At 39.7% G+C, this 23168-nt stretch carries 23 protein-coding genes; 12 read left to right on the plus strand and 11 right to left on the minus strand.

The genetic code is table 11. The features are described from left to right. Nucleotides 1-131 precede the first annotated feature (131 nt). From ptsG to HWV00_RS18005, 3 genes are all read right to left on the minus strand, one after another. Nucleotides 132-1592, minus strand: a complete 1461-nt coding sequence (gene ptsG / locus HWV00_RS17995) for a PTS glucose transporter subunit IIBC (RefSeq protein ID WP_211683595.1) — start codon at nt 1590-1592, stop codon at nt 132-134. Nucleotides 1593-2052: 460 nt separating this feature from the next. Further along, on the minus strand, nt 2053-2796 hold the full coding sequence (truC, locus tag HWV00_RS18000) for a tRNA pseudouridine(65) synthase TruC (RefSeq protein ID WP_211683597.1): 744 nt from the start codon (nt 2794-2796) through the stop codon (nt 2053-2055). A gap of 41 nt (nt 2797-2837) precedes the next feature. Next, nucleotides 2838-3164 (minus strand): YqcC family protein, encoded by a 327-nt coding sequence (locus HWV00_RS18005; RefSeq protein ID WP_211683599.1) that lies wholly within the window; start codon nt 3162-3164, stop codon nt 2838-2840. 160 nt (nt 3165-3324) lie between these two features. On the opposite strand from HWV00_RS18005, the gene HWV00_RS18010 reads away from it, so the two are divergent. The 5 genes from HWV00_RS18010 (at nt 3325) to HWV00_RS18030 (ending at nt 6311) form a co-directional block, all read left to right on the plus strand. Continuing rightward, on the plus strand, nt 3325-4380 hold the full coding sequence (locus tag HWV00_RS18010) for a DUF3549 family protein (protein WP_211683601.1): 1056 nt from the start codon (nt 3325-3327) through the stop codon (nt 4378-4380). A gap of 83 nt (nt 4381-4463) precedes the next feature. Further along, on the plus strand, nt 4464-4760 hold the full coding sequence (locus HWV00_RS18015; protein WP_211683603.1) for a DUF3301 domain-containing protein: 297 nt from the start codon (nt 4464-4466) through the stop codon (nt 4758-4760). Nucleotides 4761-4824: 64 nt separating this feature from the next. Then, nucleotides 4825-5055: a DUF2789 domain-containing protein gene (locus HWV00_RS18020; protein WP_370630526.1), complete on the plus strand. Its 231-nt coding sequence runs from the start codon at nt 4825-4827 to the stop codon at nt 5053-5055. A 60-nt stretch (nt 5056-5115) separates the two neighbouring features. Continuing rightward, nucleotides 5116-5445, plus strand: coding sequence for a DNA-binding protein (locus tag HWV00_RS18025; RefSeq protein ID WP_211683607.1), 330 nt, complete (start codon nt 5116-5118; stop codon nt 5443-5445). A 92-nt stretch (nt 5446-5537) separates the two neighbouring features. Continuing rightward, the gene (locus HWV00_RS18030; RefSeq protein ID WP_211683609.1) at nt 5538-6311 is read left to right on the plus strand and encodes a Zn-ribbon-containing protein; all 774 of its coding nucleotides are present in this window, start codon (nt 5538-5540) and stop codon (nt 6309-6311) included. 108 nt (nt 6312-6419) lie between these two features. Here HWV00_RS18030 and syd read toward each other — a convergent pair whose 3' ends face one another. Further along, nucleotides 6420-6989, minus strand: coding sequence for a SecY-interacting protein (syd, locus tag HWV00_RS18035; RefSeq protein WP_211683611.1), 570 nt, complete (start codon nt 6987-6989; stop codon nt 6420-6422). A gap of 111 nt (nt 6990-7100) precedes the next feature. On the opposite strand from syd, the gene queF reads away from it, so the two are divergent. The 7 genes from queF to HWV00_RS18070 all read left to right on the plus strand — a co-directional run bounded on the left by queF (nt 7101) and on the right by HWV00_RS18070 (nt 16246). After that, nucleotides 7101-7955, plus strand: a complete 855-nt coding sequence (queF, locus tag HWV00_RS18040; protein ID WP_211683613.1) for an NADPH-dependent 7-cyano-7-deazaguanine reductase QueF — start codon at nt 7101-7103, stop codon at nt 7953-7955. Between the two features lie 230 nt (nt 7956-8185). Further along, nucleotides 8186-10405, plus strand: coding sequence for a lipopolysaccharide assembly protein LapB (locus HWV00_RS18045; RefSeq protein ID WP_255554785.1), 2220 nt, complete (start codon nt 8186-8188; stop codon nt 10403-10405). A gap of 91 nt (nt 10406-10496) precedes the next feature. Continuing rightward, complete coding sequence (locus HWV00_RS18050; protein WP_211683615.1) at nt 10497-12017, plus strand: GGDEF domain-containing protein; 1521 nt, start codon at nt 10497-10499, stop codon at nt 12015-12017. Between the two features lie 97 nt (nt 12018-12114). Continuing rightward, entirely contained in the window at nt 12115-13476 is a 1362-nt protein-coding gene (gene ppnN, locus HWV00_RS18055) for a nucleotide 5'-monophosphate nucleosidase PpnN (protein ID WP_211683616.1), read from the plus strand. Between the two features lie 18 nt (nt 13477-13494). Next, nucleotides 13495-14274, plus strand: coding sequence for a flap endonuclease Xni (xni, locus tag HWV00_RS18060; RefSeq protein ID WP_211683618.1), 780 nt, complete (start codon nt 13495-13497; stop codon nt 14272-14274). 229 nt (nt 14275-14503) lie between these two features. Beyond that, nucleotides 14504-15511 carry an isocitrate dehydrogenase gene (locus tag HWV00_RS18065; protein WP_211683620.1) on the plus strand — a complete coding sequence of 336 codons (1008 nt, stop codon included), beginning with the start codon at nt 14504-14506 and terminating at the stop codon, nt 15509-15511. Between the two features lie 231 nt (nt 15512-15742). Continuing rightward, nucleotides 15743-16246, plus strand: coding sequence for a hypothetical protein (locus HWV00_RS18070; RefSeq protein WP_211683622.1), 504 nt, complete (start codon nt 15743-15745; stop codon nt 16244-16246). 65 nt (nt 16247-16311) lie between these two features. Here HWV00_RS18070 and rlmM read toward each other — a convergent pair whose 3' ends face one another. From rlmM to prfA, 7 genes are all read right to left on the minus strand, one after another. After that, on the minus strand, nt 16312-17448 hold the full coding sequence (gene rlmM, locus HWV00_RS18075) for a 23S rRNA (cytidine(2498)-2'-O)-methyltransferase RlmM (RefSeq protein ID WP_211683624.1): 1137 nt from the start codon (nt 17446-17448) through the stop codon (nt 16312-16314). A gap of 199 nt (nt 17449-17647) precedes the next feature. Continuing rightward, complete coding sequence (locus tag HWV00_RS18080; protein WP_211683626.1) at nt 17648-18556, minus strand: transcriptional regulator GcvA; 909 nt, start codon at nt 18554-18556, stop codon at nt 17648-17650. Nucleotides 18557-18875: 319 nt separating this feature from the next. Then, a complete protein-coding gene (gene kdsA, locus HWV00_RS18085) occupies nt 18876-19730 on the minus strand; it encodes a 3-deoxy-8-phosphooctulonate synthase (protein ID WP_211683628.1) in 855 nt (284 codons plus the stop codon). Nucleotides 19731-19769: 39 nt separating this feature from the next. Beyond that, on the minus strand, nt 19770-20675 hold the full coding sequence (locus HWV00_RS18090; RefSeq protein ID WP_255554786.1) for a SirB1 family protein: 906 nt from the start codon (nt 20673-20675) through the stop codon (nt 19770-19772). Further along, nucleotides 20675-21049 carry a SirB2 family protein gene (locus tag HWV00_RS18095; protein ID WP_211683630.1) on the minus strand — a complete coding sequence of 125 codons (375 nt, stop codon included), beginning with the start codon at nt 21047-21049 and terminating at the stop codon, nt 20675-20677. Before HWV00_RS18095 ends, HWV00_RS18090 begins: the two co-directional genes overlap by 1 nt. Nucleotides 21050-21052: 3 nt before the next feature. Then, nucleotides 21053-21892, minus strand: coding sequence for a peptide chain release factor N(5)-glutamine methyltransferase (gene prmC, locus HWV00_RS18100; RefSeq protein ID WP_304610864.1), 840 nt, complete (start codon nt 21890-21892; stop codon nt 21053-21055). 13 nt (nt 21893-21905) lie between these two features. Further along, entirely contained in the window at nt 21906-22994 is a 1089-nt protein-coding gene (gene prfA, locus HWV00_RS18105) for a peptide chain release factor 1 (protein WP_211683634.1), read from the minus strand. Nucleotides 22995-23168 lie beyond the last annotated feature (174 nt).

Here is a 23168-nt window from a genome sequence, read left to right on the forward strand (position 1 = left end):
ACTTCGTCAACCGTATCATTTACTTCAACATCATGACGACTGGTTCAATTTACTTTATCACAGAACGAAAAAAGCCACTGCAAGTGCAGTGGCTTAACTCAATCAGGTTAGTGATTCTAGTGTATTACTGATTATAGTGTATTAATGTACTCTTCCATATCAGTACGTAGGTTATCAGATTTAGTACCAAAGATAGCTTGGATACCTGAGCCTACAACAACGACAGCACGTGCACCTAACGCTTTCAGTTTATCTTGGTCAACGTCATCGATAGAGTTAACACTGATACGTAGGCGAGTGATACAAGCGTCTAAGTTAGTGATGTTATCTTTACCACCAAATGCAGCAACTAATTCAGCAGCCATTGCATCTGTTGATACTGGCGCAGCAGCAACTTCTTCAGATTCATCTTCACGACCCGGTGTTTTAAGGTCTAGCATCTTAATCACTACGCGGAATACAGTGTAGTAAATCGCAGCGTAAACAAGACCAACAACAGGTAACCAGATACCGTTCGTTGACTGGCTAAATAGTACAGTGAAGTCAATGAAACCGTGTGAGAACGTAGTACCGTGTTTAATGCCAAGTAAAATCATTACTACGAAAGCAGAACCAGCTAATAAAGCGTGGATAACATAAAGTACTGGTGCAACGAATAGGAATGCAAATTCAATTGGTTCAGTAATACCCGTTAGGAATGAAGTTAACGCAGCTGATGCCATGATACCCATTACTTTAGCGCGGTTTTCAGGTTTAGCTGAGTGAGCAATTGCGATAGCAGCAGCAGGTAGACCAAACATTTTAAACATGTAACCACCAGCCATGTTTCCGGCAGTAGGGTCACCAGCTACATAACGTGAGATTTCACCAGTAAACCATTCGCCGTTTGCTGCTGTACATAATGTTTCAGTTGCAGCTGCGATAGTAGAGCCATCAATTGATTTACAGTATGCGCCCGCTTCAAAGAAGAAAGGTACGTTCCAGATATGGTGTAAACCGAATGGAATTAACGCACGCTCAACAACACCGTAGATACCAAATGCCATTGCAGGGTTTTGGTAAGCAGCCCAATCAGAGAATGCAGAGATTGCACTGCCAACTGGAGGCCAAACAACAGATAGAACAAGACCTAATGCGATAGCAGCAAAACCAGTAATGATTGGTACTGCACGTTTACCCGCAAAGAAGCCTAGGTATTCAGGTAAGCGGATTGTATAGAAACGATTAAATACCCAACCAGCAAGACCACCGACAAGGATACCACCAAGTACACCCGTATCGATTTTATCAACACCCATTACGCCAGCCATTACACCTAGCGTTGCAGTCATAATACCGTAACCAACGATAGCAGCAAGACCTGCTACACCATCATTTTTAGTGAAGCCTAGCGCAACACCAATGGCAAATAGTAATGCCATCTGGCCGAATACAGAACCACCAGCTTGTTCCATAATGCTAGACAAGATTTCAGGCATCCAGCTAAATTTCGCAGCACCAACACCCAATAGAATACCTGCAACCGGTAAAACCGATACTGGTAACATTAACGACTTACCTACTTTCTGTAGATTTGCAAACGCGTTACTCATCTCTCACTCCTAAGTGAACAAACTAAATAGTACTGCAACAGTAAACTGATACAGTGGAATTTGTTTCGGACGCATGGTTAGCCTCCTTTATTGAGTTAACTATAGCTGGTGCAAAACAATACTCATAACTATTAACGAATCGGCTGTTTAGATTTGAATAGCCACTCACAATGGTACAAAACGGTACAATTGAGGATACTTTTTAGTGTAAATGTAACAATCACGATAAGAGGAATAACGCAGAGTACGGAATTTGTTTCCGATAACACGCTAGAAAGGGAGTATTTAGCCTTAGAGACTATAAAAACAGGGGGTTTGGTTTATTTCTGACGAATAAATGAAATAGAAATTAACCGTTAATGGTAACAGTTTTACAGATAAACTTACGTAACAAAGTGTAACCTAAGTTTATCTGTACGTTAACAAGCGAAAATCAGCTATTTTTTAGCGTCTTTTGTGACTATTTTGGTAAATAGTCACTTTCTTGTGCCGGCCAACCAAATTGCTCAAATAAGCCTAATACTTCTTCACCAACAGCCGCTTCGATATGTACCGGTTGTTCAGTCACAGGATGAACAAAAGACAGTGACTTGGCAACCAGTAGTAGACGAGACAATTCAAAATTCTCACGATAAAATACATTATGGCGCCCGTCACCATGGCTAGTATCACCCACAATAGGATGAAACAAGTGCTTCATGTGACGACGTAATTGATGTTTACGACCCGTCTGTGGCTCAAGCTCCATTAAGCAGTAGCGGCTCGTCGGGTGATTTTTACTCACCGCATACGGGATTTCAACTTGATGTAGCGGTTTATAATGCGTCACCGCTTCTTGTGCTTCTTTATCTTGCGTTGCTTGTTTATCTGCAATCTTATCTAGCTCTACTTTTAACGCATAATCGAGCGTACCCGCTTCATTAATCCAACCACGAACCACGGCAAGGTAACGTTTAGTTAGCGCATGCGCTTGAAAAATTTCACTCATCTGCCTTGCAACTTCACTTGATAAGGCAAATAACAATACTCCAGATGTTGGTCTATCTAGACGATGAACAGGAAAAACATGTTGACCAATTTGATCGCGCACCATTTGCATCGCAAACTGAGTTTCATGACTGTCTAACCAACTGCGGTGAACTAACAAGCCAGCGGGTTTATCAATCGCGACCAAGTATTCATCTTGATATAAAATATCTAACATTATGCTCTATTACCTAACTAGCTTTATTTAACTATTTGTATTTAGTTCTTTTTATTTAACAGCTGATCAAACGATAAGATCAGGGCTAATAACTCTCGCGTATCCACAGTAAGGGATTTAAAGGCTTCTTCCGCCATCGGGTGAATAGCCATATTCTCTGGTAACGGCATCTGCATGACCACCAGCTGTTTCATCTTCACTAAAAAAATGAACTGCAACCAATCTGTAAAATGCAAAGTATCAATACAAAAAGGGGTTGTACTCGCCAATGCTTCTGCGCTCGGCATCACCTCATTCCATAACGATTGGCTTTTTAATTCAGCTTCAATGGCTATTAATAACTGCTGAACTTGCAGATAGGTCGTCATAATATTATCTCACGAAATAAATTTAGCGGCATTATACGTCAGCAAGGGTAAGATACAAAAGCGCATAATAATCTCAATTCGCATCTTGATAGGGTTTGCGTATAATACTCCGATACTTAAGCTACATTCAGTTCCACTTTTAACTTGGACACATTAGAACATGGCAAATATGCATACCCTTAATACGCTATCAGAATTTCTGTTACAAGCAAAAACCCAATTTCGCGTATATGATATGGGTCGTAAGATCAGCAAAATTTCTACCGACGACTTTATGCAGTTTGAATCGGCACAACGCCCTTACCCTGCACCACTGCAACGCCATGCTCAATTTGCCATTACTTTCTGGAATAAGAACGAGAATAACCAACACTACATCTGGTTTTTAAAGTTCCCACTCGACGAACAAGGCCTGCTGATACAAGGTACACGTAATACCTTCCTAAACATGGTGGTTGAATCACTTGGTTTGATGTTAGAAAAAACCCCCAGCGAAGAAGAGCAAGAGCACCTAGCAACAAATCCATACGTGTTTAAACCAAGCACAGATAAAGTCGCAATGCTAAATGCCGTCATTAATCGTGACTTTATTCGTCCAGAAAGTAAATATTACCCTACTGCGCATAGTTACTTCGCCAATAAACTTGGGTTTGACCAATGGCAAGAAGTCGGTGTACAAGGTATCTGTGATGTTGCCGCGCGATTAGATCGTGATAATAACACCGCTAACCTTGCCGCAGCATTACCAAAATTGCCAACTGAACCTCTATATTCGCTGTGTCTTGCTCTTGAAAACGAAGCATTACCAACCGTATTAAGCGAAGCGTTAGCAAGGTTGATTAGTCAAGAAACAGCCTTAGAAAAACCAAATGATGTACGGTTATCAATGCTCATTCGCGCCTTATCAAGCGCGCCAGCACAGGGGTTACGTACCGATCTTTATCCTGCTTTATTTAAGCACACAGATATTAGCCAAACAATCGTCGCATTAGCTGGCCGTTGCTGGCACGATTTGGCTGACGAAGCACAACTTATTGCCTTCTTTGAAGCCGCAGTACAACAGCAGCAAGGTGAAGAGTTATTCATTTACCTCTTTTCAGACCTTGTTGCAATACCAAGCCTACGTAACAAAGTATTAGCCATGCTACGTAACCCAAATCGCAGTAATGCGCTTGGCAGTGCTATTGGCCTATTGTTTCGCCAAAAACGTAGTTAAAGAAAATAAGCTGTTTCGCAAAACGCAGCTAATCATTAGCGCAATACCAAATAAGACAGTCGCAATTACGGAGTGAATTTAATATGGGAAGTTTGTTAGCCATTGTGGTTGGATTTATAGGTGTGGTGATCTTTATACACCTGCGTAAACAAGCCGAATTAGCCAACGCATTGATTAAACAGTATTGTGAACAACAACAATTACAATGGCTAGCAACAGCACAAGCGGGTATTTCTTGGTTCCCACATAAGGGAAGCTTATTCCGTTATAAGTTTAATTTCGACTTTAGCAGCAATGGCGAGAACGCTTATCAAGGAACATTGATCATGGCAGGGCCAACGGTTTTACACTTTGTTGTCCCTCCTTATGCAATAGATTAGCCTTGATTAACTAACGTTGTTGCGCATCTCTGGCTATACTGAAAAAAAACAGCGGAGCCAGATGATGTTTTTAGCCACGCAAACCTTAGAGATGTTATTCGCGCAACTCGGGTTAGATAATGATGAATTAAGCATAAAACGTTTTATTCATCAGCATAAACTCAACGCAGGTGTCTTATTATTTGAAGCACCGTTTTGGAATGACTCACAAGCAATGTTTATTAAAGAAGCTATTTATGAAGATGCGGACTGGGCCGAGATAATTGACCAACTTGATGTCATGCTACGCAAGTAACGCCTCTGTTCATTATAAATAATTTAAATCACACAACCGAGAAACTAAGGAAGGAATACCATGAGCCTACAACATATTGCTGATGCCGCAAACCAATTGGCTCGAGAAGGAAAAAAACCCTCTGTTGCACTGATTAAATCACGGATCTCACAACCAGCCAGTTTACGCGAGATTATCGAAACATTGAAAACATGGCAGTTTAATCCAAATGCGGACATACCAACAAACGACAGCCCTGCGGTAACAACAACGGATGTAGCAGACCCAACTGCTGCGCTTATTGCTGATGCAATCGCGTCTGTACGTGAAGAGTTCGCGCCACTACGCCAAGAAGTGACAGAACTAAAAGCTGAAATAGCAGCATTAAAAAAAGCCCTATTAACACAATAACGACCAATACAATTACCCAACCAACACGCTACTGATGAGTATGACTTAACACTAAGTGATACAACAATCAGTAGTCGTCATGAGAGACTACTTTGTTTACTGCTGAACTCACTTTTGAATGTTACCAAGACACCACCATTGATGCTGTTGATGGTGCCATCACTCAACTTATTGATGCATTACGTTACAACGGACAAATATTAGGACGTGAATTTCCGACCAGTATGGATGATGGCGTATTTATCACCCGCGTGGTGTGTCCAGAGGAAGAAAGTTTACACCCACGAAATCACTCTTCAATTGTTGAGAAGCGCTTACAAAATTTAAGTGAAGCCGGATTACTTGCACCTAAAATTCGACTGACAGGCATGGATTTACATTCTGATAATACCGATCCTTGCCAGCACCCTGAATGGCAAGTGTTATACACCCATTACCTCAGTACCTGTTCACCCCTGCGCTGTGGTGAACACCTTGCACCAATTCCACTTTACAAAATACCGAATCCGAAAGCAGACGATCACCAAGCGTTATTACGTTGGCAAGTAGATTGGAGTTCAACAGATGAATTGCAAATGCATGGCACCACGTTACAACAAGCATGTAGTGATGTATTAACAGATATAAACAGCCCTTTAAATAATACCGGTTGGCAATTGGCTAAAAATATAGAACAACAAACCAACATTCCAACGTATTATTATCTTTACCATTTAGCAGATAAAACTGAAACAGAAAGTGATGTGAAAACTGAACCGCGCTGTTGTCCAAGCTGTGGTGATGAATGGAAACTGACAACACCATTACACGGTATTTTTGATTTTAAATGCGAGCCTTGCCGCTTATTATCGAATCTACCTTGGTAAACTAAATATCATGGCGCTGCTACTATGATGATCAACATTATAATCAATATAGTAACAGCGCCAATATCGACCTCACCTTACGATAAAGTACTTATTGTTCAATGCTATTTATTGAACAGGTAAGACCGGTGTTAGCATATCAATAAAGCTAGCCAGATCTGGCGCTAATACCGCTGTAATACCTTTACCTAATGTTTCACGTACAACTTCACCACTCACATTGTCTAATGCAATAATTTGCATATCATCAGCACAACTCGCAATGAACAAGGTTGGTGGTTGCTTTAATGTTTTTTTCATCATCAAATGTGCAATCATATTTTCTTGTAATCGATCAAAATCATCAGCACTCCACACTTGCACCAACTCAATGACCTCATCATTAAAGCTCGCAGGCATGTGGTCACTAAAGTAAGCACCAAAAAAATCAGCTATCTGTGGGTCAAGATCGATATTTAGCGCTGACTCAATATTATTAAATGACGTTATCTCCTCACGCTTTACTGGCAACCACGCTTTATGACCAGCAAGTAACGACATACTACTCGATGCTTCAATAAAACACGGTGAATCCCACTCCGAATCGAATTCTTGTTGTGGTACGAAATCTTGTGCTTGCCAAAGTTGTTCACAGCGTGCATAAAAAGCAATAAGCGCATCGGTTACAGCTACAGTCATTATATTTCCCATAAAAATGATTAAATCCGCTATAGCATATCACTCCGCAGTAAAATTTATTACAATCTCGCTATTGATAAGTGAATTATCTGCAACAGACGAGAATTAACCATGACACCAGCAAACCGTTACCAAGATTCAACGGCACTAGACAAGTTAAACCTAGGGCAAAAAACGGAGTATATCTCTCAATACCAACCAAGCTTGTTACAACCAGTACCAAGACAACTGAATCGTGATGATCTGGCATTATCAGATCAACTGCCATTCACTGGTTGTGACCTATGGAATTTATATGAACTGTCTTGGTTAAATAGCAAAGGGAAACCTATCGTTGCCGTTGCAGAAGTGAAAGTTTGTGCGACATCAGTAAATTTAATCGAATCAAAATCATTCAAACTGTACTTAAACAGCTTTAACCAAACACGCTTTAGCTCAACAACTGAAGTAACTGAAACCTTACAGCGCGATCTAGCGAACTGTGCTCAAGGCCCTGTTGAAGTAGTCATGTTTGATGATTTAGATACTGCGCCAAGTCAAATAACAAAAATATCAGGCACCTGTATAGACCATCTTGATATTGATGTCGACGGTTACGAATTTAATGCTGACCTATTAAAGTCGGCTGCAGAAAGTAATGAAATCGTTGATGAAGTCGTTTACAGCCATTTATTGAAATCAAATTGTTTGGTAACGAACCAACCAGATTGGGGCAGTGTTTATATTGCTTACCAAGGGAAAAAAATAGATCAAGAAGCGTTATTACGCTATTTAATCTCATTCCGTCAGCATAATGAATTTCATGAACAGTGCGTAGAACGTATTTTCACCGACATCATGCACTTTTGTAAACCAGAGCAATTGACTGTATATGCACGCTATACCCGTAGGGGTGGGCTGGATATCAATCCATTTAGAACCAATTGTGATGCTAAAATAGAGAATATTCGCTTAATTCGCCAGTAGCATCCGTTAGACTGAGTATTTTTTAAATATCCAGTCATTAACAAAGCAGGTAAAATAGTTTAAGATTTAAATGTTGCAATTAATTCGGTCGGAAAAGTTACCTACGAGCCAAATGTTGCAACAACGACCTCACTCAGGTGAAGGCCTGAATTAGCAACGGAACGCTAATATTAATAGGGACATGTAATCATAAGTATGTGATAGCAGCCCTTCTAGTCGATATCAAACACATGATTTTACGTTTTGCTTATGCTCTTTTATTCCTTCTCTTTAGCACCACTGCAGGTGCCAGTTTATTTGATCAGCTGATCTTGCCCAATGAGCTAAAACACAGTCAATCAGTGCAATACAGTCAACCTTATCAATGCATTCAAATTATTGATGAGTTTTTGCAACGCCATAATAAAGATGTGATCACCGAAGTATCTCGCGTCAGTAAAATCAGAGAAAAATCGGTTACGCCTTCCGATCTTGCACTAATAAAACAACAGAAAGCCCTTTGTTACTTCTACGCTAATAATATAGACCAAGCGGTTGTCACGCTCGATAAAATGCTCGCAGATCAATCCAGTTCCATTCCTCTGCACTTAAGACAGCAAAGCTTATTAATCAAAAGTCATATTCTTGCGCAATCAACAACGCTTGCGAATTATCAACTTGCTCAAGAAACAATTGATCAGGTCATCGAAAATGTGGATGACAACACCTACAACCCAACTGCAAATGGCTACTTCGCACTCAAAATTATTGCCGGAGAAATTGCGCTCAATCTCAATAATTATGACGAATCTATGCTGTTATTCCGTGAAGCAGAACAATATGGCCTTAAGACTCCCCTAACCAATAACGCGGCTTGGGCTGCTTACGCGATTGGTTACAATTACCAACAACAAAACAAATTAGCCTTAGCGATTAATTTCTATAACAAGGCACAGCAAAAGCTACTTGATAACCAAGATACGCTAAATGGCTTGCTCACTAAAAAAATGAGCCTTGCCTATATTGCCCAAGATAACTTTAAATTGGCGATCAGCTTTGCCAATCAATCAGCTCAGTATTATCAAAACCTTGGTAACAAACTGCAATTATCAGACTCTTTATTAGCATTGGCTAGCATGCATCGTAAAATTAAAGAATATAACTTATCGCTCGTTTATTACTTTAATGCCTTAGATTTATTAAAAGTATTTGATGAAAAAAATAGATTAAACGCCGTTTATTTCGAAGTGGGTAAGACTTATTTGCAAATGGGTAACTTTAGCTTAGCTGAGCAATACCTCACTAATGCAGAACAGCTGTTTTACAACAATGGTCAAAATAACTTACTGCTTGAATCACTGGTGCATTTAGCTAATTTAGCGATTCAACAACAACGCTATGACGCAGCGTTAATTCAACTAAATAAAGCACTGACCATCGCAGGACAACTTAACAACAGTAAGCAGTTTGAAACTGTCTACCTGTATCTTGCGACCGCTTACGAAGAAACAGACCAATACGCCAAAGCACTCGATAGCTACAAACAGTTTGTACGTTACAACAAATTATCTAATTTTGACTCTAAAAAAGCGCTACCAGTCTCAAATCAGCACAAAGAAAACAATGAAATAAAATCTCAAAAAATAGACCAATTACAAACACAAGTAACCAAGCTGACACAGTCAAAGCATAACTTGGTTATTAATGTATTCTTGCTGGCTTCAATCATGCTCATTATTCTTTATTTGTATTATATCAATACGCAAAAGATGAAATTACAAAAGCAAGAGGTTGACCAATTAGAGAATAATTACAATATTCACTCGAACACTGGCTTGAATAACATCAACAGCCTAAAACAATATATACCGACACCATTACAAGAAGCCCGATTTTATTCTGATTGGGAATACTCTGATAAGCAAAACAGCGTGCATAGCTGTGCCATTATCAGCCTCGATTTCTTACAGCCTTTGCGTCAGAAATGTAGCCTTTCGATGGTAAATCAAATAGAAAGGGAATTAGGTACTTACTTATTAAAACAACTGCATGATTCAGAACACTTATTCCAATTAAATGATACACAGTTATTATTAGTTAGAAAAGTGAACAAAAATTATGACCCAGCCATCATTGCCAATAACATTATGGACTGGTTTGAACAGTTTGATTGTCAGCTTAATTTTGATAAAGAGATTTCAATTGGCATGGTGTCTCATCCTTTCTTATTCAAATACCCTACCGCAATAGACAGTAAAAAGTTGTTAAATATAGCTACCTTAGCGTTATCAGGTGCGAACCAACTTAGTCGTAAACATAAACAAAATAGTTGGGTGCAATTAAGTGCTTTAACCTATACGCAACCTGCATTTTTTCATGGTGATGTTTGGAACCGTTCAAAACAAGCCATAGAAAAAGGCTTAGTCAAAGTGACGTCGTCAAGTGACAAAAATGACATTAACTGGCTCTAAGGTTAGATTTTAAAGCCAAACTATTTTATAGATGTATATAATAATGGTAAGCTAATATTCACCTTTGATTAAACCTATGTGAAAAGTATCCATGCAGACATCACAAGACGCACATTCAGCAACAAAGCAAAATGATGCCAGCGGCTACACAAAAATTAACACTGCAATGCTATTGGCGTTCATTAATCGTTTGCTTAGTGCAACACGAGGAATCGACAATGAGTTAAATGTTGAAGTGGCTAAGCTGAAAGCAACGCTGGAGCGTAGTGCGTCTGACGATGAACTTATCACACAAATCAAACAGGTTGAGCGTCAGGTAATGCTCCATCCTACCGTTTTATCTGACACCTTAAAAACAGGTGACAGCGCTACGGTTCAAGCAGCTCAATCATTAGCAAACTTATTACAGCACGATCCTAAACTAACTGCAGAATTACAATTAATATTAGCAGAGCCTAAAGCGACAGCCGTTGCGTCATTACAAACTAAAGTACAATCTCTTTTCTGTATTTATCACAGCGCAATTAAAAACTTAAAAATGGCAAGTAATGGTAATGAAAACATTACTTCTGCTGTTCACAAAAAAATATGTGATGACTTACAGCGCTTAATCAATGAACTTGATTTCGCCGGTGGTTTTGGCTCAAACCTTAAAAAAATTCGTCAACGCTTATTACAAGGCGTTGAGAATCATGAGCTCGTTGATATTTGCTTACAGATCATCAATAACATTATTGAAGGTGCCCGCGAAGAACGTCTCGCATCGAAGACTTTTTTACATGCGATTGTCGAAGAGCTGAATAACATCGCTTATAAGTTTGATAGCTCACTCGTCGATAACAGCAACATCAATAAAAAACAGCTGAGTTTATTAGAAGGCCTAAAAGAACGTATTGATATTTTAGATCTCGATATCAGTACCAGTGAAAACTTAGAAGAAACAAAGTTACACGTTCAACAAGGTTTAGAAATAATTTCAAGTACCATTCAACAGCAAGAACAGTTGTTACAAGAAAAGATATTATTAGAACAACAAATACAAGCCGTTCAAAAACAACTCGAAGAACTGAAAAAAGAAACCTTGCTGCATACACAACGACTAGAGGCGCAACAGCACAAACTCTATCTCGACTCTTTAACACAAGTGTATAACCGTACCGCATTAGACGAACGCTTTAAGCTTGAATTTAAACGCTGGCAACGCTACCAGACCAACACAACTATCGCTATTATCGATATTGATCACTTTAAGAATATCAACGATACGTTTGGTCATATTGCTGGTGATAAAGCCCTTAAGATTGTCGCGCGCGCATTACAAAAATCAATCAAAGGAAAAGACTTTATTGCCCGTTTTGGTGGTGAAGAGTTTGTATTATTACTTGCTGAGTTAGAACCAGATAAAATCCAAGTTATTTTAGATAAACTACGTAACACCATTAAAAGTATTCCGTTTAGATTTAAAGGCAAACAGATATCAATTACCATCTCAATTGGTGCAACTCGCTTTACAGCAGAAGATAAAGACGCGGTAGATCCTTTTGAACGCGCTGACAAAGCACTTTATGAAGCAAAAAGTTCAGGACGAGATAAAGTTATCATTAAGCACTAAACTTAGTTAGACCTGCGGCGATAAGCACGAGTATATTCACTTAATATTGATTCGTTACATGTGCTCAACGCCTGCTTTCTGACATGGAGTTTAGCTTATGATCACTCATATCAAACCAGTGGGCAGCATGGACCTACTGTCACAACTCGAAGTCGATAGACTGCAACAAACAGCCACCAGCGATTTATATTTACTATTTCGAAATTGTTCCTTAGCCGTCTTAAATTCCGGCTCTCGTACCGATTCCAGTACTGAAATTTTAAAAGCATTCAGTAATTTTGATATCAGTGTTGTCCAACAGGAACGCGGCGTCAAACTCGAATTACATAATGCACCAGAGCAAGCATTTGTCGACGGAGAGATAATCCGAGGCATTCAAGAACATTTATTTTCGGTATTGCGTGATATTCTTTATGTGAATAGCTACATAGACAAAATCCCCGTACCCAAAAAAGATCTCTCTTCATTTTTAACCAACCAAGTCTTTTCTATTTTACGTAACGCACGCGTGATCAAATCTGATTCGGATCCCAACATGGTCGTATGCTGGGGCGGTCACTCTATTCGCTCTCCAGAATACGAATATGCCAAAGCTGTCGGCCACGAACTTGGATTACGGGAAATCAATATCTGCACCGGTTGTGGACCAGGCGCAATGGAAGGACCAATGAAAGGGGCTACTGTCGGCCATGCGAAGCAACGAGTGAAGCAGCGACGCTACCTTGGTTTAACCGAACCCAGTATTATTGCGGCAGAACCACCAAACCCAATCGTTAATGAATTAGTTATTTTACCCGACATTGAAAAGCGTCTGGAAGCCTTTGTTCGCCTTTCTCACGGTATCATCATTTTCCCTGGTGGCGCAGGAACAGCTGAAGAGTTACTGTATTTATTAGGCATCATGATGCACCCAGAAAATAAGCGTCAACCACTGCCGATTGTACTTACAGGCCCTAAGGAAAGTGAAGAGTATTTTACAACCATTGATGATTTCATCGGTGCAACACTTGGCTTTGAAGCTCAAAAATATTATCAAATAATCATTGATGACGCCTCTAGTGCAGCGCAATTGATGAAAAAAGCCATGCACAAAACATTTGAATATCGTCGTGCGATTGGCGACGCTTATTCCTATAACTGGAGTTTAAAAATCGAGTTAGATTTTCAAATGCCATTTATCCCCAGCCACCAGCATATGGCTGCGTTAAACCTCAACCTTGAACAAGCACCTGAAGTGTTAGCAATGAATCTACGCAAAGCATTCTCAGGTATTGTCGCCGGTAACGTGAAAGACTCTGGAATTAAATCGATTGAGAAGAATGGTCCGTTTAAACTACAGGGCGACGCAAAATTAATGCAATTAATGGACAATTTATTAAAAAGTTTCATAAAACAGAATAGAATGAAGCTTCCAGGTAGTAAGTATGAGCCTTGCTATGAAATAATTAAACCCAACTAACTTTGATGAAACACGGATATGGCCAAAAATCACTTATTAATTATCGATGCATTAAACCTGATCCGTCGAGTACATGCAGTACAACTAAATCAAAGTAACGATCCCGTTGCACAAATAAGTGCAACGCGTGAAACCATTAAACACGCCGTCAGAAAACTATTATCGATTACAGCTCCTACCCATGTCGTGGCTGTATTTGATGCTGAGCAAACAGGCTGGCGTCATGAAATCTATCCAGAATATAAAGCGAACCGTAAGCCGATGCCAGAAAGCTTGCAGCAAGCTCTTAGCTTAATCCAAGATGACCTTTGGGAATTAAACATCGACTCTTTATTAACAGAGCAAGATGAGGCTGACGATCTAATTGCGACACTCGCGATAAAGATGTCAACACAACAACAACAAGTCACCATCATTTCAACAGATAAAGGCTATTGCCAACTACTAACCCCCTATATTCAAATTCGAGATTACTTTAATAAGCGTTGGTTAGACCAACATTTTATCGACGAAAAATTTGGGGTTCAACCACAGCAGCTTGTCGACTACTGGGCTTTAACAGGGATCAGCGGTAGTCATCTTGCAGGCGTCGCAGGTATTGGCCCAAAAACAGCCACGCAACTATTAAACGAACACCCTGATTTAGATGCCATCTATGCAAGTGAAGCACTAAAGCCGAAACTTCGTGAGAAACTAGATACGCATAAAGACATGGCTTATATCACCCAGCAATTAGCGCAATTAAAGATAGATATCCCGTTAGGATTTAACTTAAAAGACCTCAGGTATCAACCTTAATCATTAACGTAGTCATTATCACTATAGCGCTTGGGGTCACCTAAGCGTTAATAGTAAAAAAAAAGTTAAAATCTAGAGCTATCTCTAACAAATCAGTTTTATGCCCTGTTAAACCCTTTATTTAGCCAAATAACAGAAGTAACTACATTAACAATTGATCAATACTTTGTTACCATACGGCAACAAAACATTTTCATTTGAAAGTACGCTAATTAAATAAGGAATATGTATGACACAAAGAAGAATTACAGTGATCCCGGGTGATGGTATTGGTCCGGATATTATTGAGTCTGCAATTCAAATTTTAGACAAAGCCGGCTGTAACTTCGCATATGACTTTGCTGATGCAGGTTTAGCTGCACTACAAACTTCAAGTGAACTACTTCCTCAAGCGACATTAGACCTTATTGAAAAAAATAAAGTGGCATTAAAAGGCCCTTTAACAACACCGGTAGGTGCTGGCTTTACATCAATCAATGTGTCATTACGTAAGCACTTCAATTTATACGCTAACTTACGTCCTGTATTATCTTTTAAAGGTACGCGCAGTCGCTACGAAAATATCGATATTATTACAGTACGTGAAAACACACAGGGTATGTACTCTGGTGCTGGTCAAATCATTTCTGATGATGGCAGTGAAGCTGAAGCAAAAAGTATCATTACACGTGAAGGCGCAGAACGCATTTGTGTTGCAGCATACGAATTAGCAAAATCAGAAAACCGTAAAAAAGTAACCGCGATCCATAAAGCGAACATCCTAAAAACGACATCAGGTTTATTCCTTGAAGTAGCCCGTGAAGTTGCACTGCGCTACCCTGAAATTGAATCAGAAGAAATGATCGTTGATGCGGCATGTATGAATCTTGTTATGTATCCTGAACGCTTTGATGTGATCGTAACAACAAACTTATTTGGCGATATTTTATCTGATTTATGCGCAGGTTTAGTTGGTGGTCTTGGCATGGCGCCAGGTGCAAACATCGGTGAAGACATTGCGATTTTCGAAGCTGTTCACGGCAGTGCACCAGACATCGCAGGTAAGAACCTAGCAAACCCGACATCAGTTATCCTTGCATCTATCCAGATGTTAGAGCACTTAGAAATGAAAACAGAAGCTGATAACATCCGTAATGCTGTTCGTGATGTCATTGAATCTGGCGACAGAACAACCCGAGATCTAGGTGGTTCGCACGGTACAACAGACTTTACTCAAGCTATTTTAGAACGTCTGTAAGCCATTTATATAGCGACAATGAGTTTGGTCATGATGACAAACTCGTTAGCCGATTCAGTTGCTTAATATTGATAGTATTGAGCAACTGATATTCTTTTCTTACATTTCATATCCATTGATAACTCAAGTCCTTCCCCATACCTAATAACGTATCTTAAATAGTCATTGCCGTACCTAGTAATTTATAAATACCGAGCTATAGTTATATTTTCATCATCCGCTTGGTGATACATGCTACATAAATTGTTATTAACGATATTATCAACGAGCCTCTTAAGCGGAATGACCGTAGCAAAAGAAAATCCGTTAATTCCCTATACCTCAGAACAAAACACATTTTATACAAGTTCTTACTCTCTACATGCAGACACCGCCACACCAACGCCTCGATTCGAATTTAAACAAACGTTATTTACAATAAAAAAGACCAAGAAAAAACATAAACGAACAGCGCAGCTACAATTACTTAATATGTGGATAGATCCAGATATCACTCGATTATTTATTCCTAGACTCAAAGACATCGGCAAACTCAGCTTAAATTTACACTATAGTTTGAAGCGCAGTCCCTATCTATTACTCGATTACGAGCGTATCACTATCAAGACGAAGCTAAAATCAAACGGTATGTTGCAGCACGAGGCTTATTATAATATGAATATTGAAGGGGCTGTTATTGGTATTAAAGTACGTGGTGAAGAGCCGCATATGTACTTTCGCTACCGCTTTAAATAACAAAGCCATTAAATCAATGACGACTTAATGGCTTTTATACAAACAACGATAAAGCGTGTAGCTTATTATTTGTCTTCTGGAATAAAGTGAGTCCAAGCTACATGTACAGTCACTTCATCACGATCATGATAAAGGTGCTTAGCTTGAACAACAAAACGATCATCAAGTTGCTTGTCTAAAATTTCTAAACAATCTTCAAGTGTATGATAACGACGTTTTAGTGGCAATTTCAGGTTAAAGATCGCTTCTTTACACCATGCATTCAATAGCCATTTACACATAAGACGCGCAACACGTTCCGGTTTTTCAATCATATCGCATACCAGCATATCAACTGGTGGATTCTCAGGAACCTTCACTTTGTTACCGTTTAACTTACGGTTAGTCCAAGCAATTGTCGTTTTAGCTGGCTCATATTTAAAACCATCTTCTTCATAATGCTTAACTTGACCAGTTTCCATCAAGCTCTCAGCCATTGCACCGTTATCAATCGACACAACAAACATACTACGTTGTACTAATTGATACGTCCAACCGCCCGGACAAGCACCTAAATCGACGGCACGCATTGCACCGCCAATACGTCTATCCCACTGATCTGCTGGAATGAATGTATGGAATGCTTCTTCAAGTTTTAGCGTAGAACGACTTGGCGCTTTCGCTGGGAACTTAAGACGCATAATACCCATAGGTAATGGCGAATTGTTAAAGCTATATGAATAACCGATATAAACACTTACGTTATCAATGAAGAATACGTGTAATACTGGACGATTTTTATTTTCTTTTGCTAATAAATGATCGTTTTTACGTAATGATTGACGTAGTGGCACAGTGTACTTACGGCAGAACTTAGAAAGCTCTTTACCTTCATTAGTATCAGGCATTTCAACACGTAGCTCACCCATCGCTTCAATACCTTCACAGGCAGCAACAACAGGGTTAACACGATCGTAAAGCGGCATATCATCAACACGTGCGTGTAATGCGATCATTTGACGTGCAAAGATCAATGATGAAAGTGGTAATTTTTTCGCTAGTGAATCGACATCTTCCGCAGAGTGACATTCAAACACAACATAACCCGAATTCGGCGTTACTTTAGCAAAACCATACGCCTCCATGGCAGTCGCTCGTGCTTGAATTTCAGCGGCACATTCTTTTTCATAACCAGGACGGCAATATAATAAAATACCATTCATTTTCTAATAACCTCATTTTCGTCATCAACACTGCTGACGATATATACTCAGTATAGATACAATACTGAGACTACAAATACATAAAATATACCCAAGCCAGTGCAGAATAATACTTAATCTTGAACTGGTTTGAATACAAAGTCGCACAGTCTAAACCCTTGACGATATAACACCAAGGATTTAGTCGCCTCATGGTGAATTAATTATCCACGAAGTCTTGTTGTTCTTCCTGTACTAAAGACAACATCCAATCTCTAAATGCCACAATTTTACCAAGTTCATCTTGTTCTTCTCGGCATACGACATAATAGGCATTCTTGCTCACTAACACTTCATTAAAAGGACGGACAAGACGACCAGCATCAATCTCTGGTTGCGCAAGTACACTGTGTCCTAATGCAACACCTTGGCCATGCACAGCGGCTTGTAATACCATCGACGTATGACTAAAAATAGGGCCTTGATTCACATTTACATCGGTAATGTTTGCTTGTTTAAACCAAGCGCTCCAATCTCGACGTGAAGTATCATGCAATAATGTATGTAGCTTCAGATCGCCGGGGGTCTTTAATGGTTTTGCCCCATTAAGTAATCGTGGCGAGCAAACAGGCACTAAGTATTCAGTATGCAACTTCTGTGCATGTAAATCTTTCCACTTTCCTCGGCCATAATAAATCGCAACATCAACGTCATCAGTTAATGAACCATCATCCATATCAACGGCTTTAATACGCACATCAATATCTGGATACAGTTCAGAGAATAAAGATAAACGCGGTACCAACCACTGAATAGCAAAACTCGGTTGCAAACTAACTGTTAATGACCCTTTAGCACCACGAGCTAACAAACGCTCTGTTGCATCAACTAATGATGTAAAGGTGTCTTTAATATCAAGAAAATAACTTTGTCCCTCTTCCGTCAAAAATAACGCGCGGTTTTGACGACGAAAGAGCTTAATGCCTAAATATTCTTCCAATGCTTTAATCTGGTGACTGACAGCAGCTTGTGTAACATATAGCTCTTCAGATGCGCGAGTAAAGCTCGAATGCCTTGCTGCGGCTTCAAAAACACGTAATGAATTTAATGGCGGAAGTCTACGTGACATATCGGTGTCCAATTGGATAAGTAAAACTAATGCGAAACATTATAATTTGTCAATTGTCAGAATGCTAGAAAATAACTATAGTGCACGTATGTATATAGGACATAATACTTATTTGTACTGATTTTTGTTAATTAGTATTATTTATATGAGTTAGTCTTTGTTATGTAATGTTGTGTTTGTTTGCTTAAACTTGTTGGTTTAGGCCTTTAAGTAATAATTACTTATTTTCAAAGCTTTGATAATATTCTTAATACACTTGTATTATTTGGTCAAAGATTTTTAGCGCTGTATCATTACAGCGCTTTTTTTATACCTAAAATTAATCGATATCAATCGCAGTAAAACTCTTCACTACATCATCAATCGCTTTTGCTTGTGATAAAAATGCTTCTAACTTAGCAAAAGGTAATGCAGATGGACCGTCACAACGTGCTTGTGCTGGGTTTTCATGTGCTTCAATGAATAAACCCGCAATACCCGTCGCTAGACCCGCATAACTTAATTCAGGTACTTGCTTACGACGACCACCAGAAGCGGCACTGCCTGCATCACGCTGTTGCGTTGCATGCGTACTGTCTAAGATGATTGGCGTACCTTGAGTTAGCTCTTTCATTACACCGAATGCAAGTGGATCAACCACAAGGTTATCGTAACCATGGCAATGGCCACGTTCACATAAGATCACTTTCTCATTGCCACATTCAGCAAACTTATCAACGATATTGCCCACTTGATGTGGAGACATAAACTGTGGTTTTTTAATGTTAATCACAGCGCCAGTTGCCGCCATTGCTTGCACTAGGTCAGTTTGACGAGCAAGAAAAGCCGGTAATTGGATAACATCAACAACATCAGCAACCGGTTGGCACTGTGCTTCAGTATGTACGTCAGTAATGATTGGCACATTAAATTCAGCTTTAACACGTTGGAAAATGTTTAAACCTTTTTCCATACCAACACCACGGAAAGAATGGATGCTTGAACGGTTTGCTTTATCAAAAGACGCTTTAAATACAAAAGGGATACCTAGTTTATCAGTCACCGTTTTATACGCTTCAACAGCGCGTAGCGTCGTTAGTTCGTCTTCTAATACGTTGATACCACCAAATAACACAAATGGTAGATCGTTGGCACAAATAATATCGTTACCAATTTTTACTATTTTTGCATTCATAATTGTTACCTTAAAGGGTCCATTTCAAATCGGTTAATTTTAATGAATCGTATCATTAGCCGCAGCGAGTTCTTCAACTTGCGCTTTCAACACCCGAGTAATCGGATCATCTGGACATTGTTCAATAAAATAAGAAAAATCTTCGCTCGCTAGCTTTTTACAATCTAGTTGTTGTAACAAAAAGCCTCGGTCACGGATCTCGTAAGGCTCATCAGGTTCAAGCTCTAAAATAAGATCAATACTACGTAATGCGTAAGAAAAATGCTCATCACGTATTAAGGCTGCTTTTAGTACCTGTAATAAGCGCAAGTAATGCATTTCATTAGTGGCTTCTAACAAATCATCGTCTGATAACAGGGCGTGATTACCCTCAATGCCACGTAATAACACCTGTAATTTATGATGATCAAGCTCTTGCCCATCAGCTGGGTCAACATACTTACCATCATCTTTACTGCCAAAGCGTAAAACAAACTGCCCTGGAAATAAAATACCAGTCACATCGACTTCAAAATGTTCAGCGAAGTACATAAATACCGTGCCTAACGACAGCGGCACACCGTTACGCGTACTAATTACCTTGTGTAATAATACACTGTCGAGTTCAAGCCATTTACGCCAATCGCCTGAAAAACCAAGCTGTTGATAAAACAGATACAATAGCTGGTCACGCTTCTCTGCTTCACAAGTAAAGCCTTGCATATCAACTTCGATTAGCTCAATCAACGCATCAAGTTCGATAATCGCGTCTTCTAATAACGCTTTTTCTGTCACTTCTTCAATGGCAGACAAACTCGCTAGCATGACGTTGTCGATCATGAGTACTTCTTCAGCAAGCTCATCATCGTATTCATCAACCTGCATCTCGTCGTTATCATTCTCTGCAGTGTTCGTGTCAGTCAACTCAGTGTCTGTCAGCGCTGCATTTGCATCTAATTCCATCATTACCTCAGCAAATATGCTTCGCCGTTAACGGCCAGTGAATACACATAAAATAACCAGCCAATACTCCCTACAAATGCAAAGCAACGGAAAAATAAATTCTTACCTTGCTGTAGTGACATGTACACCATAAAGGCGATAGAGAGTGTCGACAATAATTTTTCTGTCATGACCGTATCATCAAATGGCGCACGACCAGAAACCATACACACTAACGCAATCATCATGATGGTGATCATATCGATCACTTGACGCGATTTAATAAAACCGGCGTGCTCAAGATATGGTGATTGCTTCACTGTGAAGGCAAAATTTACAAAATACATGACTACGCTTAATAGCAGCGTCGCGATATGCAGCGGAATAACAATATCCATTGATTAGGCTTCTTTTCGTTGTCCGACAGTAATACGATCGTTATTACCATAGTCTTTATGAGTAATAACCTGATGATAATCTGATGCGTTAAATAACGCGCGTACTGCAGCACCTTGGTCAAAACCATGCTCGACTAATAACCAGCCATCTGTTGTTAAAAACTGATAACCTTGGTTAATAATGTGCTTAAGATCAGCAAGTCCATCATCATCAGAAACTAACGCAGTTAGCGGTTCAAAACGCACGTCACCCATCGCTAAATGTGGATCATGTTCTTCGATGTAAGGCGGATTACTCACAATCACATCAAAACGTTGTTCGCTATCTAACGGTTCAAACCAACTGCCTTGTAACACAGTTACATCCAATCCACAGCGTTTCACATTTCGACGCGCTAGTGCTGCTGCACCTTGGTTATATTCGATCGCTGTCACTGTTGCTTGTGGTAATTCTGAGGCAAGTGCCAGCGCAATAGCGCCCGTACCTGTCCCTAAATCTAATACCTGACAAGCAGAAGTTGGCATAATAGCCAGCGCTTGTTCCACTAACACTTCCGTATCAGGTCTTGGAATTAACGTATCAGGTGACACCTCTAATTCTAATGACCAAAATTCACGAAAACCAAGAATATGCGCGACAGGTTCACCCGCTTGACGGCGAGAGATCAGGGCAGAAAAACGACTAATAACGTCATCATCCAATACCTTGTCATCCCAAGTAAAAAGATAACTGCGATCTTTTTCGAGTAAAGAACAAAGGATGACTTCAGCATCAAGTTTAGGGCTTTCACTGTCAGCAAGCTGAGTAACAGCCCACTGCAGTAGTTGTGCGATTGTTTTCACAGTACTCGACATATTAATCAGCTTCAGCAAGTGCCGCTAATTGATCTGCCTGATGTTCTTGAATGATAGGTTGAATCAATACATCTAATTCACCTTCCATTACTTCGTTTAGACGGTAAAGCGTCAAGTTGATACGGTGATCACTTACACGGCCTTGTGGGTAGTTATAAGTACGGATACGTTCAGAACGATCACCACTTGCTACTAGGCTACGACGTGTACTTTCTTCTTCTAAACGAACAACTTCATCTGCAGCTGCTTGAATACGCGCTTGTAGAATTGACATTGCACGTGCACGGTTTTTATGTTGTGAACGTTCGTCTTGACACTCAACAACAGTACCCGTTGGAATATGCGTAATACGGATTGCAGAATCGGTTTTATTTACGTGCTGACCACCCGCGCCTGATGCACGGAACGTATCAACTTTAAGGTCTGCAGTATTGATGCTAATCGCTTCAGATTCAGGGATCTCAGGCATAACAACAACAGTACAAGCAGATGTATGGATACGGCCTTGTGATTCAGTTTCTGGTACACGCTGTACACGGTGACCACCTGATTCAAACTTCATCGTACCGAATACAGCTTCACCTTCCATCTTAACGATAACTTCTTTATAACCGCCTTGATCACTGTCGCTTAAGTTCATTACTGATAAGCGCCAGCCTTTTTTCTCAGCATATTTGCTGTACATACGGTAAAGGTCGCCTGCAAAAATTGCAGCTTCATCACCACCAGCACCCGCACGGATCTCTAAGAAACAGTTATTACTGTCATTTGGATCGCGTGGTAATAATAGAATTTCTAATTCATCAGTAATACGAGCAACCGCTGCTTTGCTTTCTTTATATTCTTCAACAGCCATTTCACGCATATCAGGATCATCGTCCTTTAGCATTTCTTCTGCAGAATCGAAGTCATCTTTCGCTTCTTGATATTCTTTAAAGCAAGAAACAAGTTCCTCTAGTTGCGCGTATTCTTTTGTCAGTGCACGGTAACGGTCTTGATCACTAATGATCTCTGGCTCACCTAATAATGCCTGAACTTCTTCATGACGCTCGATTAGGGCTTCTAATTTTGTAATGATCGATGCTTTCATCTTTACTCTCGTATTACCGTTAAATAGATCACCGAAGTCTTACAGACAGCTTCAGCAATTGAATATGAATTATTTCTTTGTTGTGATCGGCAAGGATACCTATATGTAAGGAAATAGTCGATTGCTTTCCGATAATTTACTATTGATATACCTAATATGTACCAAAACAGGTGA

Origin of the sequence: Moritella sp. 24 (genome assembly GCF_018219155.1) — a bacterium.
GTDB lineage: Bacteria > Pseudomonadota > Gammaproteobacteria > Enterobacterales > Moritellaceae > Moritella.

What these genes read in the sequence shown, in the direction of transcription:
- truC (WP_211683597.1), bottom strand. Translation starts at nt 2,796, where the DNA reads ATGTTAGATATTTTATATCAAGATGAATACTTGGTCGCGATTGATAAA.
- prfA (WP_211683634.1), bottom strand. Translation starts at nt 22,994, where the DNA reads ATGAAAGCATCGATCATTACAAAATTAGAAGCCCTAATCGAGCGTCAT.
- HWV00_RS18070 (WP_211683622.1), top strand. Translation starts at nt 15,743, where the DNA reads ATGCTACATAAATTGTTATTAACGATATTATCAACGAGCCTCTTAAGC.
- HWV00_RS18025 (WP_211683607.1), top strand. Translation starts at nt 5,116, where the DNA reads ATGAGCCTACAACATATTGCTGATGCCGCAAACCAATTGGCTCGAGAA.
- HWV00_RS18065 (WP_211683620.1), top strand. Translation starts at nt 14,504, where the DNA reads ATGACACAAAGAAGAATTACAGTGATCCCGGGTGATGGTATTGGTCCG.
- HWV00_RS18045 (WP_255554785.1), top strand. Translation starts at nt 8,186, where the DNA reads ATGATTTTACGTTTTGCTTATGCTCTTTTATTCCTTCTCTTTAGCACC.
- HWV00_RS18080 (WP_211683626.1), bottom strand. Translation starts at nt 18,556, where the DNA reads ATGTCACGTAGACTTCCGCCATTAAATTCATTACGTGTTTTTGAAGCC.
- ptsG (WP_211683595.1), bottom strand. Translation starts at nt 1,592, where the DNA reads ATGAGTAACGCGTTTGCAAATCTACAGAAAGTAGGTAAGTCGTTAATG.
- xni (WP_211683618.1), top strand. Translation starts at nt 13,495, where the DNA reads ATGGCCAAAAATCACTTATTAATTATCGATGCATTAAACCTGATCCGT.
- HWV00_RS18015 (WP_211683603.1), top strand. Translation starts at nt 4,464, where the DNA reads ATGGGAAGTTTGTTAGCCATTGTGGTTGGATTTATAGGTGTGGTGATC.
- rlmM (WP_211683624.1), bottom strand. Translation starts at nt 17,448, where the DNA reads ATGAATGGTATTTTATTATATTGCCGTCCTGGTTATGAAAAAGAATGT.
- HWV00_RS18050 (WP_211683615.1), top strand. Translation starts at nt 10,497, where the DNA reads ATGCAGACATCACAAGACGCACATTCAGCAACAAAGCAAAATGATGCC.
- kdsA (WP_211683628.1), bottom strand. Translation starts at nt 19,730, where the DNA reads ATGAATGCAAAAATAGTAAAAATTGGTAACGATATTATTTGTGCCAAC.
- HWV00_RS18010 (WP_211683601.1), top strand. Translation starts at nt 3,325, where the DNA reads ATGGCAAATATGCATACCCTTAATACGCTATCAGAATTTCTGTTACAA.
- HWV00_RS18095 (WP_211683630.1), bottom strand. Translation starts at nt 21,049, where the DNA reads ATGGATATTGTTATTCCGCTGCATATCGCGACGCTGCTATTAAGCGTA.
- HWV00_RS18090 (WP_255554786.1), bottom strand. Translation starts at nt 20,675, where the DNA reads ATGATGGAATTAGATGCAAATGCAGCGCTGACAGACACTGAGTTGACT.
- ppnN (WP_211683616.1), top strand. Translation starts at nt 12,115, where the DNA reads ATGATCACTCATATCAAACCAGTGGGCAGCATGGACCTACTGTCACAA.
- HWV00_RS18005 (WP_211683599.1), bottom strand. Translation starts at nt 3,164, where the DNA reads ATGACGACCTATCTGCAAGTTCAGCAGTTATTAATAGCCATTGAAGCT.
- syd (WP_211683611.1), bottom strand. Translation starts at nt 6,989, where the DNA reads ATGACTGTAGCTGTAACCGATGCGCTTATTGCTTTTTATGCACGCTGT.
- queF (WP_211683613.1), top strand. Translation starts at nt 7,101, where the DNA reads ATGACACCAGCAAACCGTTACCAAGATTCAACGGCACTAGACAAGTTA.
- HWV00_RS18020 (WP_370630526.1), top strand. Translation starts at nt 4,825, where the DNA reads ATGTTTTTAGCCACGCAAACCTTAGAGATGTTATTCGCGCAACTCGGG.